The following is a 12,865-nucleotide window of genomic DNA, read 5'->3' as shown; positions in this document are numbered from 1 at the left end:
CGTAGATGGCGCCCTGATACCGCTTGTAGATACTGCTGCGGTAGGACTCGCCCTTGTCGACAGCGGCAAAGTCGTCGTTGCTGTCCATCGCCAGAAACAGCAGGCTCATCGGCAAACCGGCAATCAGCAAGGCGCAAACGATCGCGATCCATCTCGTGCGTTTCTGCATGGTTTTTAGCGGGGAAGGCGGCCAAGCGCCCTGGGCGATCAACGGCGGGATAATCCGGGGCGGATCGGCTTGATAGAATTTCCGGCCATCAACCCGACCTTCGCACCGGGCCTTCCCGGCCGAAAACCATGCAGAAACGCACGAGATGGATCGCGATCGTTTGCGCCTTGCTGATTGCCGGTTTGCCGATGAGCCTGCTGTTTCTGGCGATGGACAGCAACGACGACTTTGCCGCTGTCGACAAGGGCGAGTCCTACCGCAGCAGTATCTACAAGCGGTATCAGGGCGCCATCTACGCGGCGGTGCCCAGCAATGGGTATTACCGGATGGATGCGGCGGACCCGGCGAGTTTCGAGGCGTTTGAAACCCGCACGTACGATGGCCGCCAGGCGGGCCGCGATAGCCGCCATGTGTATTGCGGCAATCAGATCCTGCCGGGCATGGCGCCGGCGTCGGCGCGGTTTCTGGGCAATAGCTATTTCACCGATGGCGCGATGACGTATTTCTGCGCCTTCTATTCCAGGCCGAATGAGGCCTTGGGTGGCCTGCGGGAAGTGTGGCAAAAGCTATTGTTCCAGGCGGGGCGAGGCGAGAAACCACAGACCTATCTGTATCCCTTCAGGGCCTTGCCGGCCAGCGCGCAGCCCTACCGGCCGTTGCTGGACCGGGAACTCGCCACCGACGGCGCGCGGGCGTTCTACGAGGGCACGGAAATGCCGCAGGCCAATCCGGAGGCGTTGCGGCGGGTGGCCGCGATCCAGGGCGGCGAATCGCGGCCGGGCGATCAATTCTTTGCCGATGGCCGTCACGTGTATTTCCGCGAGACCTTGTTGCCGCTGTCGGACGATCCCAGGCTGTATTCATTTCAGCTGGAGGGCCTGGATCGCCAGCGGTATCTGTCCGACCCGCGCGACGGCATGGTGTACGTGGGCGCGCAGGCTTTCGATGCCGCGCATGCGCCTTATCGTTTGCTCAGCGATGAAGGCCGCCATGTGAATCAGGCCTTGTTCGCCGGCAGGGATGGCATCTATTTCTATAACAGCCAGACCCGGCAGGTCGAGCGGGCCGGCGACGATCCCTTTGCATCGGGATCGTTTACGGCGCTGTCGCCGTACGTATTCTCGGATGGCAAGCAGGTGCTGTTCCTGAAGGGCAATGAGTCCTGGTACAAGACGCGCAGCCGCGGCGGGCTGATATCGCGGTCGACGCTGGTCTACCGGATGGCACTGGCGCCGGGGGGGCAATGGCAGAAGCTGGGCGATGTGTATCACCGCTTCGGCTCGGTCTGGCGGCATGGCGACGCGCTTTATTATTTTGACGAACTGGGCTCGTCCCAACTGGTTTTCAGCCCCATGTACCGAATCCTGGACCCCGCCGCCGCCGATTTCCTGCTGCGCTCGCAGCAGACCCTGCAGATCCGGGCGGACGATATCCGCAAGCTGATCAGGGACGGCAAGATGGCCGCAGTCGACGGCGAAGCGGTATTGGAAGCCAAGACCCGCTACCGGAAGTCCTGGGGCATTTTCTGACCGGTCTTGAAAAGTTGCTCCTGACCCCCATCACAGTAGGGTTTCCCGGAAACCGCGCGGGCGCATTGTCCCGGTACCCGGTTTCTTTTGTCCCTAATTTCTTGGACCTTCACGTAAAACTATGAGCCAAAACGCCGCGTCGCCCCCGTCCGAAACCCTGGGCTTCCAGGCCGAGGTGAAGCAACTGCTGCACCTGATGATCCATTCGCTGTACAGCAACAAGGAAATCTTCCTGCGCGAGCTGGTGTCGAACGCGTCGGACGCCTGCGACAAGCTGCGCTTCGAGGCCATTGACCAGCCGGCGCTGCTCGAAGGCGACGGCGAGCTGGCCATCACGGTCAGCTACGACAAGGATGCCCGCACGGTCACGATTTCCGATAACGGCATCGGCCTGTCACGCGAAGAAGCCGTGGCCAACCTGGGCACGATCGCGCGTTCCGGCACCCGCGAATTCTTCTCGCAGCTCACCGGCGACAAGCAGAAAGACGCGCAGCTGATCGGCCAGTTCGGCGTGGGCTTCTATTCGTCGTTCATCGTGGCGGACAAGGTCACGGTGGTCAGCCGCCGCGCCGGTTCGGCGGATGCCATCCGCTGGGAGTCCGACGGCCAGGGTGAATTCACCATCGCCGCGGCCGAAAAGGCCACGCGCGGCACCGACGTGACGCTGCACCTGCGCGCCGACGAAGACGAGCTGCTCAATGGCTGGAAGCTGCGCGAGATCCTGCGCCGCTATTCCGACCACATCTCGCTGCCGATCCGCATGGCCAAGGAAGAATGGGACGCCGAGAAGGGCGAGCAGGTCAAAAAGGACGAGCTCGAAACGGTGAACCAGGCCAACGCGCTGTGGGCCCGCAGCAAGGCCGACGTGTCCGACGAGCAGTACCGCGAGTTCTACAAGACGGTCTCGCATGACTACGACGATCCGCTGGCCTGGACCCACAACCGCGTCGAAGGCCGCAGCGAATACACCCAGCTGCTGTATGTGCCCAAGCACGCGCCGATGGACCTGTGGGACCGCGACGGCCGCCGCGGCGTGAAGCTGTACGTCAAGCGCGTGTTCATCATGGACGACGCCGACCAGTTGCTGCCGTCGTACCTGCGCTTTGTGCGCGGGGTGATCGATTCGGCGGACCTGCCGCTGAACGTGTCGCGCGAAATCCTCCAGGAAAGCCGCGACGTGCGCGCCATCCGCGAGGGCTCGGCCAAGCGCATCCTGTCGCTGCTGGAAGACCTGGCCGAGAACAAGCCGGAAGACTACGCCACGTTCTGGTCGGAATTCGGCCAGGTGCTCAAGGAAGGCGCGGGCGAAGACCACGCCAACCTGGAACGCATTGCCAAGCTGATGCGTTTTGCGTCGACCCATACCGGCGACCAGGCGCAGACCGTGTCGTTCGCCGACTACGTGGCGCGCATGAAGGAAGGCCAGGACAAAATCTATTACGTCACGGCGGACACGTTCGCCGCGGCCAGCAACAGCCCGCACCTGGAAATCTTCCGCAAGAAGGGCATCGAAGTGCTGCTGCTGTCCGACCGCGTCGACGAATGGATGCTGTCGTACCTGCGTGAATTCGACGGCAAGTCGCTGGTGTCGGTGGCCAAGGGCGGCCTGGACCTGGCGGAGCTGGCCGACGAAGCAGAAAAGAAGCACCAGGCCGAAGTGGCCGAAGACTTCAAGCCGCTGGTCGAGCGCCTGCAAAAGACGCTGGAAGACCAGGTCAAGGAAGTGCGCGTGACGCTGCGCCTGGTGGATTCACCGGCCTGCGTGGTGGTGGGCCAGAACGAACTCAGCCCGCACCTGCTGCGCATGCTCAAGGCCGCCGGCCAGGAAGCGCCCAACGTGAAGCCGGTGCTGGAAATCAACCCCGAGCACCCGTTGCTGGCCCGCATCCGCGCGGCTGACGACGGCGAGTTCGACCAGTGGGCCCGCCTGCTGCTCGACCAGGCGCTCTTGGCCGAAGGCGCCCAGATCGCTGACCCGGCGGCGTTCGTGAAGCGCTTGAATGCGTTGCTGCTGAAGTAAGCGGGGAGCGGCAAGGCCAGTGTAGGGGCGCCCTGGGGGCGCCCTTTTTGTTGCTGCTCGATGGGGCGGGATCGATGCGGTGGCAAATGGAGGTGAGGCATAAATTTTCCCGCTCGGTAATTTTTCTGTGATATCTACGATGTTTTGCCGAAAAATTACCGAGCGGGAAGAATTTTGATGTTTCCCAATGAAAACGGTCTAAACTTACCGAACGGTAATTCTGGAGTCCCTTATGTCAGCGCCATCGCTTGCCAATGATGCCCCTGCCGCTATTCGCACCGCCGCCGATTTGGGCGAGTTGGTGAGAAATTTGCGGCGCGAGCAAGGCTTGCTGCAAACGGACTTGGCCGGCCTGTCGGGCAGCGGCAACCGCTTCGTGGTCGACCTGGAGCGCGGCAAACCCACCTTGCAGCTGCAGAAAGTGCTGGACCTGCTGGATCTGCTGGGCCTGGAAGTGCTGATCCGGCCCAAGCGCGTGGGCCGGTCATGACAGCCGAGGTGCTGGATGTCTACCAGGCCGATCGCCGGGTGGGCCGCTTGTTCGACGAGCGGCCGTTGCGTTTCATCTACGACGATGCGTGGTTGCAATGGCCGGATGCGCATGCGATATCGCCCGAGGTGATTCTGCGCGATGGCGAGCACACGAGCGCCGCGGTGCATGCCTTTTTTGAAAACCTGCTGCCCGAAGGCCCCATCCGTCGATTCCTGCAGGTCAGCCGCCACGCCACCACGGTGTTCGGCTTGCTGCGTAGCGTGGGCGGGGATACGGCGAGCGGCTTAACGATATTGCCGAGGGGCGAACGCCCCGCACCGGCGCGATATCGCGTGATGACGTGGCGGGATATCGCTACGCGTCTGCAAGATACGGCCATACCGGCGCTGGCCGCCGAGAATGACGACGGCGCACGCATTTCGCTGGCTGGGGCGCAGGACAAGCTGCTGGTGACCGTGATGCCCGACGGCTCGCCCGCGCTACCCGAGGGCGCGGCGCCTTCCTCGCACATCCTCAAGCCGGATATCAGGGGTTTCGATTCGGTGTGGGCATCGGCGTTGAACGAGACGCTGGTGATGCAATTGGCTGCGCGCTTGGCGCTGGGAGTCTCCGAGGCTGCCTTTCAGCCCGATACGCGGGCCTGTTTGATCAGGCGCTACGACCGGGCGCCGGATGGCGAGGGCGGCTTGTTGCGCCTGCATCAGCTGGATTTATGCCAGTTGGCAGGCAAGCCGTCTGACGTGAAGTACGAAGCCGACGGCGGCCCGTCCCTGGCACAGTGCCGCGATCTGCTGGTTCGAATGGCTGTGGGCCCAACCGACCTGAAACGGTTCTTGCAGTGGGTGCTGTTCAATCTGTGCGTGGGCAATAACGACAGCCATGCCAAGAACCTGTCCGTGTTGCTGATGCCCGACGGCCGGTACCGCCTGGCGCCGTTCTATGACCTGATGTGCACGGCGATGTATCCCGGGCTGGCGCGTAGTTTTGCGTTTGCGATCGGCGGCGAAACCAAGCCGGGCAGTATCGGCCAGGAGCAGTTGCTGGCGATGGCTCGGGATCTGGGGTTCAGTCCTCGCTATGTGATCACGGTGGCGCAGGCGCTGATCGATGCGTTGCTCGCCGCTTTGGAACCGGTACAGGCCGAGCTGCGCGGGCAAGCGATGGCAGGCACGGAAACCACCCTGATCGATCGCTTGGGGCAATGGATTCGGGCCAATACCTGTAAGCACGCCAAGCGGTGGGGGCTGTCCGGCTAGGTGCGTCAGGCTGCGGGCCGGGCCGCTCCAGGGACGTTCCATGGCCGTTGCGCGGGTGGATGGGAAACCCCTATTCATGACTCCAGGTCAAAAGTGTTTCCCCGTTTAGTCGCTTTTTCCGCAAGGGTATCCCCGGCATACTGGGCGCCTGTCTTCCGATCGGGTTTTCCCTAGGTGCCGGCTGGTCTAGCTGGATCGCCCCTGAACCGTCCGGTCGGCGCAATCCATCCAAGGAATCCGCATGTCTACCCATGAATCCCCGCCGGTGAAGTCCGGCTTGCCGTTGCTGGCGCTGGCCGTCGGCGCATTCGGCATCGGTGTGACCGAATTTTCTCCCATGGGCTTGCTGCCCGTGATTGCCGACGGCGTGGGGGTGTCTATCCCCAGCGCCGGCATGTTGATCAGCGCCTACGCCATCGGCGTGATGGTGGGCGCGCCGCTGATGACGCTGGCGTTTTCGCGCTGGTCGCGGCGCAAGGCGTTGATCCTGCTGATGGCCATCTTCACGATCGGCAATATCCTGTCTGCCCTGTCCCCGAATTACACGACGCTGCTGCTGGCGCGTCTGGTCACCAGCCTGAACCACGGCGCGTTCTTCGGCCTGGGGTCGCTGGTGGCGGCCAGCGTGGTGCCGCGCCACAAGCAGGCGAGCGCGGTCGCGACCATGTTCATGGGGCTGACGATTGCCAACGTGGGCGGTGTACCCGCCGCGACATGGCTGGGCCAGGTGATCGGCTGGCGCATGTCGTTTGCCGCCACGGCCGTGCTGGGCCTGGTCGCCATGCTGTCCCTGTGGTTCGCGCTGCCTTCCGGTGAAGCGGGCCGCCGTCCCAATGTGCGCCATGAACTGGCCGTGCTGAAGAGCCCCGTCGTGCTGCTGGCGCTGTTGACCACGGTGCTGGGCGCGGGCGCCATGTTCACGCTGTACACCTACATTGCGCCGACCCTGGCGGATATCACCGGCGCCTCGCCCGCCTTCATTACCGGCATGCTGGTGCTGATCGGCCTGGGCTTCACGCTGGGCAACGGCCTGGGCGGCCGCATGGCCGACCGGTCGCTGGACGGCACGCTGATTACGTTCCTGGTGATTGTCATCATCGACCTGCTGGCGTTCCCGTGGATCGGCCAGACGTCGGTCGGCGCGGCCATTTCGCTGCTGATCTTCGGCGTGGCGACGTTCGCGGTGGTGCCGCCGTTGCAGATGGGCGTGATGCGCGCCGCGACGGATGCGCCGGGCCTGGCGTCGTCGGTGAACGTGGGCGCCTTCAACCTGGGTAACGCGGTGGGCGCCGCGGCCGGCGGCGCGGTGATCTCGGCGGGCATGGGCTATGCCGCCGTGCCGATCGCCGGCGCGGTCATCGCCACGGCCGGCCTGGCCCTGGTGCTGGTGCAGCGCGCCGCCAACCAGCGTCGCCGGCTGGCGGTGCAAGGTTGCTGATCGGTTAGAACTCGAACGTAGCCCCCAGCTCATACGTCCGGCCAGGCGCAAGCAGCACCTGGCTGGTCGCGCGGCCGCCGTAGTACGCATACAGCCGGTCCGTCAGGTTGCGCACGCGGAAGGTCAAGAGGGCGGGCCGGATGCGGTAGCTGATGGCAGCGTCGACCGTGGTGTGGCTGTTGATGCGGACCTGGTTGGCGTTGTCGGTGTAGATCTTGCCGGTGTGGTTCAGGCCGACGAACAGGTTCATCGGCAGGTCCGCCAGCCGGTAGTTGGCGTACAGGTTGGCGACGCGCTCGGGCACGTTGGGCGGGGTGTTGCCCACGCGTGACGAGCCATCGGCCTCGGTCAGGGAATCAAAGCGCGCGTTCAGGACGGCGACGTTGCCCGACAGCGTGAACTGGGGCGTGACGCGCCAGTCGGCCGACAGCTCCACGCCGCGTGACGACTGGCGGCCGTTGTTGACCGTCAGGCGCGCATCATTCTGGTCGCGCGACAGCACATTCTCCAGTTTGATGTGATAGACCGCGGCGGTCCATTCGACGTTGTCCAGCGTCTGCTTGAAGCCCGCTTCCCATTGCTGGCCCTTGGCCAGCGGATACGAGGCGTTGGCCTGCGACAGCAGAAACAGGGAACCCACGGGGATGGTGGCGTTGGTGTACTGGGCGTACACCGACGACGACGGCGTCAGGTCGAACACGGTGCCCAGGCGCGCCGAGCTGGCGGAATAGCGCGTGCCGAATGCGTTGCGGCTGCCGGCGTTCAGGTCGGTCACGCTGCGCTCGACGCGGATGCGGTCGTAGCGGTAGCCGGCCACCACGGTCCAGGGCTCGGCAAGCTTGAGCGAGTCTTCCAGGAAGAACGCCGCGCCGCGCACGTCGGTGGTGAAGTCGGTGCGGTTGCCGGGGCCGCTCATCAGCGCCGGGTCGTCGTTGTAATACCCCACATTGGGATTGCGCAGCGACACGCGCAGTGCGTCCGCCGTGGACGCCGTGCGGTTGGAGAAGCGCCGCTCGCTGTCCAGGGTGGTCTTGCTGAGTTCGCCGCCCACCACGAACTTGTTGGCCAGCCTGCCTATCGTGCCGCTGTGGGTGGCATCGAAGCGGTCGATCAGGTAGCGCTGGTGATGGGTGATGAGGGTCTGGTCGCGGTCGATCGACGAGGGTGCGCTGTAGGTCGCCGATTCCGAGTTCTTCCACAGGCGGTCGACCTTGTTCATCGCGAATTCGTTGCGCAGGGTCCAGGCGGGCGTCAGCTTATGCGTGACGCGGGCGCGCAGCCAGTAGGCTTCGGCTTCGTTGCGATCATCCAGCACGTTGTAGTTGTTGCGGGCCAGGCTGCGGTCCAGCACGCGGCCGTCGGGCGTGCTGACCACGCCGGTCGGGTCGCGCGCCACGCTGCGCGGCACCAGCGGCGTGCCCCAGTAGGCATGGCCGGTGTCGCGCGAGTAGTCGAACGACAGGTCCAGGCGGGTGGCGGGCGCCACGTCGAAGGCGATGCCGGTGGTCAGGTGGTCCAGTTTGTTGCTATTGCGGTCGATGGTGCCAACGCGCGAGTCGTTGTGGCTGTAGTCGATGCGGTAGGCGCCGGTCTCGCCGAAGTTGTCGCCCAGGCCGATGCCGGTGCGCGTGCTGCCGTAGCTGCCATACGAGAACATGGCCTCGCGGCTGGGGTTGTCGCGGTCGGGGCGCTTGGTCTGGAAGTTGACGATGCCGCCGATGGCGCTGTCGCCCTGCAACACCGACGCGGGGCCTTTCAGGACTTCGATGCGTTCGTAGTTCCAGGTATCTTCGACCCGGTTGGTCGAACCGGCGCCGGACATGCGCAGGCCGTCGTACAGGTACAGGATGTCGGTGAAGCCGCGCGAAGAAAGCGTGGTGGGCGAGGACGGCGGGCCGCCGCCGGCCAGGCCCGTGGCGCCGCGCAGGGCATCGCTGAGCGTGCTGGCGCCGCGCTCGCGCAGGGTCTGCTGCGACAGGATTTCGACGGACGCGGGGGTTTCGCGCAGGGTCAGGCCCAAGCGCGACGCGGTGCTGCTGCGCGAATCCAGCCTCAGGCCGTCGGCCTCGCTGGCCGCTTCCACGCGGATGGCGGGCAGCTCGGGTTCCTGTGCCTGGACGCCGGGCACGGCGGCGCACGCCGCGAAGGCGGCGGTGGATACGACTTTCCTCATGACTCTTTCCCGTTGGGCTTGAAGGGGGTACAGCGTGTCTTGGGTGTTGGCCGGTGCTAGACGACCCGGTAGCGGCGCAGGCGCCAGCCGGCCAGGGCCAGCAGCAGCACCGTGGGCGCCAGCAACTGCAGCAGCGCCCGCAGGGCCTGGGTGCGTACGATGCCGGGGTCTTCTTCCTGCCAGCGGAACACCGGCATGGCCGCGAAGTCCTCGGGGGCGATGGCGCGGCCGGCTTCGATACGGGGCAGGAAAAAGTCCTTCCAGGCCTGGTGGTAGGCGTCGATCTGTTTCATGAAATGCGCGTGGCGGCGCTGGCCGGTGCCGGCCAGGGCGGTGATGCCCTCGTAGGCCACGGCCGCAGGCGACAGCACGCTGTAGCGCGCCACCAGTGTTTGCTGGCGGGCCAGCTGGGCGTCGAAGCGGTCCAGCTCGGGTTGCATGGTGTCGTCCACCTGACGCTCGACGCGGGCCTGCCCCATGGGCCGGCCGGTGATTTCCAGGCGGCCGTTGTGCGGAACCAGCACGTCGGGCTGGTCCATGTGCTGGTAGTCGGTGGACAGCAGGGCGGCGTTATCGCGCATGGCCACCGCGGTGGCGACACGGGTGCGGGTGGCCAGTTCGGCGCGCGACGGCGCGGGGCTGATGACCGCGGCGGCCAAATTCAGCAGCACCGGCGCCACCAGCACCAGCAACACCCATCCCACCATCAGGATCATGGCGTTGGCGGCCGACGATCTGCCAAAGGCATTGACCGCCACCACCGCGGCGAACCAGAACAGCGCGTAGGCGCCCACCAGCAGCGCCCACCACAGTGTGGCGTCGGCGGCCTGCAAAGCCTGGGGGCGGACCAGTAGCAAGGCTGCCATCGGCAGCAACACCGCCGCGCCCAGCAGCACGGCGGCGCGCAGCGCGATCTTGCCGGCGATCAGCGTCAACAACGCCAGGGGCTGCGACAGCAGCAACCGAAGCGTGCCGTCTTCTTTTTCTCCCGACAGCAGGTTGTAGCTCAGCGCAAAGATCAGCAGCGGCAGCAGATAGACCACCACGAACGCCAGGTCGAAATGGCCGCTGAGCAGATGCCAGGGATTCTCGATGTCGTTGTTGTGGATGAAGTTGACCTTGCTCTGGTAGGTCACCTTGAACTGCGAGGGGAACAGGTCGGTCTGGCCCAGCGCCACGGGCGCCAGGGTCACGCTGGGCATGATGGCGTAGTGGGCGCCCAGGCCGCCGCCCATGTTGGCGGGGCTGGCGGGGTTGCCGAAGGGCGTGGGGCTTTCGCGGCCGTCCATGATGCGGTTCAGCTGCGCCAGCTGCTGCGCGCGGGCCTGGCCATCGGCGCGTGTCAGCGCGGCCTGGGCCTCGTCGCGCAGCGACGTCTGCCACAGGCCATTGAAGACCGCGTAGGCCACCAGCAGCAGGAACAGCACGCCGCAAAGCCACAGGGCGCGCTCGCGGGTCATCAGGCGCAGTTCATGCCGCAGGACCAGGGCGAAGCGGGGGGATTGTCGGGCGTGCACCGGCGTGTCTCCTACAGGGCAGTCTGGCGGGCCACGGCGCGCCAGGCAAAGGCCAGGCTCAGCAGCAGTGCGGCGGCCAGCATCAAGAGGCTCAGGCGCGCCTCGTGCAGCGCCCAGCCGGCGGCGGGCGGCTGGTATTGGAAGGGTGGCACGCGCGCCCACAGCGACGGGCTGGCCTGATAGGAAAAATGCTGGTGGTCCAGCGTGTCGGCGTGCGCCACCAGGTCGGCGCTGACGATGTCCTGGATCACGCGGCGCTGGCGCTCGGCGGCCACGGTGAAGTCGCGGTGGTGGGCGAAGTCGGTGCCGGCCATGGCGGCCGAGAAGGCGCGGATGGCGAGCAGCGGCATCAGCCAGCCGGCGGCCTCCTGCACGGCCTGCTGCCGTTCCCAGGTGTCCCACAGGCCGCCGAAGTGGCGGTCGTAGACGGCATAGCTGGACTGGTCATCCAGTTTGAGCGCCAGGCCCCATTGATTCAGCGGCACGTCGCGGCTCCAGCGTTCGGTCGTGCCGAAGGCCTGCATCCAGACGCGGTCCGACGTGGCTTTCAGGTCGTCCTGCAAGGCCTGGTTGAATTCCAGGCGGGTCGGGCTGGGATGCAGGCCGCGCGACAGCTCGGCCATCACGCGCGGGGCGACCACGGTGTTGGCGATCCACAGGGCCAGCAGCACCGTGATGGCCACGCGCGATGACCGCGCGGCGGCCGACACGCCCAGCGTGATGAAGACGAAGGTGGCCAGGTACAGGGCATAGCCGGCCGACAGGGCGCCGAAGCGCCACAGCGCATCGATCCCGCCACCCGCCAGCCAAACCGCCACGCCGGCCGCGACCGCCGCGGGCACCAGCAACAGGCCCAGGCTCATGCCCAGCGCCGCGGCCTTGCCCCACAACAGGCGCCACGGCGCCACGCCCAGGCTGAGCGTCTGGCGCAGGATGCCCTGTTCGCGCTCGCCCGAGAAGGCGTTGAAACCCAGCACGATCACCAGCAGCGGCCCCAGCGCCTGCAGGATCCACGCGGCCGACAGGTCGCCAAACCGCTGCAAACCGGTGGCGTCCTGCGCGGGACGGAACTTCACTTCGCTCTGGCGGTGCGCCTGCAACCACACGGTGCTGCCGATGTACGGGTTGATGCCGGCATCCAGCAGCGCCAGCGCCGTGTCGGGTTTGAACACGTGCATGCCCTGATGGGCAGCATCGTGCGGATGGCGCGCGCCCTGCTTGAGCCAGTCGCCGTAATCGGCGTTCTGGGCGGCGGCCTGCTCGGCGCGCGCTTCCTGCTGATGCAGGTAGCCGACCGCCAGCGCGGTCAGCAGCAGCACGGCGACGATGCCGCCGGCCCAATAGAGCCGGCCGTCGCGCAGCCGTTCGCGCAGGTCCTTGAAGGCGATCAGCAAGATCATGCGTCGGCCTTCATGTGGGCCAGGTACAGGGCTTGCAGATCGATATCGCTGATCTCGCGGCTGTCCAGGCTGTCGACCAGCCGGCCACGTTTCATGATGCCGACGCGCGTGGCGGTCTGGCGGGCGTGGAACAGGTCGTGGGTGGTGTTCAGGATGGCCACGCCGCGCTCGCTGGCGCGTTGCAGCAGGCGGGTGAATTCGGCCGCGGCCGATGGGTCCAGGCCCGAGGTCGGTTCGTCCAGCAGCAGGGCGCGCGCGTTCTTGGCCAGGGCCACCGCGATCCAGACCTTTTGCCGCATGCCCTTGGAATAGGCAGCCACGCGCTTGTCCGCCGCGGCTGCCTCCAGTCCCACGTCGGCCATCAGCGCCAGCAGGCGTTCGCGCGGCGGCGCCTCGCCCAGCGCCAGCGCCGCGAAGTAACGCAGGTTTTCCAGGCCCGTCAGCGTGCCGTACAGGTTCACCTGTTCGGGGATGTAGGCCAGGTGCTGCTTGGTGGCCAGCGGCTCGCGCGCCGCGTCCAGGCCATTGATCAGGGCCCGGCCGCCGTCGGGCGAGATGAAGTTCAGGAACAGGTTGATGGTGGTGGTCTTGCCGGCGCCGTTGGCGCCCAGCAGGCAATAGATCTCGCCCGGCTCAATGCGCAGGTCCAGCGGATGCAGCGCGATCTGGTCGCCGTAGCGTTTGGTCAGGCCGATGGCTTCAAGCACGGGGTGTCCTTCTTCGGTTGAAGATGTCGGAAAGGGAAGGGGCGCGTGGCGGCGCGGACCGAGGGCCTGCGGGTCCGCCTGGGTCGGGTTTAAAAATAGATATGTTATATCATAACAATGATAAGCCGCGACGTGCCAGCGAATGCGTCGGCAAGCCGGCGGC

9 protein-coding genes are annotated in these 12,865 nt (G+C 65.9%); 5 read left to right on the top strand and 4 right to left on the bottom strand.

Annotated elements, in window-relative coordinates; translation table 11 throughout:
* Positions 1-297: 297 nt before the first annotated feature.
* The 5 genes from A9974_RS16525 to A9974_RS16505 all read left to right on the top strand — a co-directional run bounded on the left by A9974_RS16525 (position 298) and on the right by A9974_RS16505 (position 6,905).
* Positions 298-1,698 carry a DKNYY domain-containing protein gene (locus A9974_RS16525; RefSeq protein ID WP_183005260.1) on the top strand — a complete coding sequence of 467 codons (1,401 nt, stop codon included), beginning with the start codon at positions 298-300 and terminating at the stop codon, positions 1,696-1,698.
* A 121-nt stretch (positions 1,699-1,819) separates the two neighbouring features.
* Complete coding sequence (gene htpG / locus A9974_RS16520) at positions 1,820-3,718, top strand: molecular chaperone HtpG (RefSeq protein WP_183005259.1); 1,899 nt, start codon at positions 1,820-1,822, stop codon at positions 3,716-3,718.
* 232 nt (positions 3,719-3,950) lie between these two features.
* Positions 3,951-4,208, top strand: coding sequence for a type II toxin-antitoxin system Y4mF family antitoxin (locus tag A9974_RS16515; protein WP_183005258.1), 258 nt, complete (start codon positions 3,951-3,953; stop codon positions 4,206-4,208).
* The gene (locus tag A9974_RS16510) at positions 4,205-5,467 is read left to right on the top strand and encodes a type II toxin-antitoxin system HipA family toxin (RefSeq protein WP_183005257.1); all 1,263 of its coding nucleotides are present in this window, start codon (positions 4,205-4,207) and stop codon (positions 5,465-5,467) included. The genes A9974_RS16515 and A9974_RS16510 overlap by 4 nt, the downstream gene beginning before the upstream one ends.
* Positions 5,468-5,708: 241 nt before the next feature.
* The gene (locus A9974_RS16505) at positions 5,709-6,905 is read left to right on the top strand and encodes an MFS transporter (protein ID WP_183005256.1); all 1,197 of its coding nucleotides are present in this window, start codon (positions 5,709-5,711) and stop codon (positions 6,903-6,905) included.
* 4 nt (positions 6,906-6,909) lie between these two features.
* Here A9974_RS16505 and A9974_RS16500 read toward each other — a convergent pair whose 3' ends face one another.
* Genes A9974_RS16500 through A9974_RS16485 form a run of 4 tightly spaced genes read right to left on the bottom strand, consistent with a single transcriptional unit; the run spans position 6,910 to position 12,702 of the window.
* On the bottom strand, positions 6,910-9,078 hold the full coding sequence (locus A9974_RS16500; RefSeq protein WP_183005255.1) for a TonB-dependent siderophore receptor: 2,169 nt from the start codon (positions 9,076-9,078) through the stop codon (positions 6,910-6,912).
* 56 nt (positions 9,079-9,134) lie between these two features.
* Complete coding sequence (locus A9974_RS16495) at positions 9,135-10,595, bottom strand: ABC transporter permease subunit (protein ID WP_183005254.1); 1,461 nt, start codon at positions 10,593-10,595, stop codon at positions 9,135-9,137.
* 11 nt (positions 10,596-10,606) lie between these two features.
* The gene (locus A9974_RS16490; RefSeq protein WP_183005253.1) at positions 10,607-11,995 is read right to left on the bottom strand and encodes an ABC transporter permease subunit; all 1,389 of its coding nucleotides are present in this window, start codon (positions 11,993-11,995) and stop codon (positions 10,607-10,609) included.
* Positions 11,992-12,702, bottom strand: a complete 711-nt coding sequence (locus A9974_RS16485) for an ABC transporter ATP-binding protein (RefSeq protein ID WP_183005252.1) — start codon at positions 12,700-12,702, stop codon at positions 11,992-11,994. The genes A9974_RS16490 and A9974_RS16485 overlap by 4 nt, the downstream gene beginning before the upstream one ends.
* Positions 12,703-12,865: the final 163 nt, after the last annotated feature.

Source organism: Achromobacter sp. UMC71 (genome assembly GCF_014170305.1).
GTDB lineage: Bacteria > Pseudomonadota > Gammaproteobacteria > Burkholderiales > Burkholderiaceae_B > Achromobacter.
The sequence above is the reverse complement of the archived record's forward strand: the minus strand, read 5'-3'. Positions and strand labels throughout refer to the sequence as shown.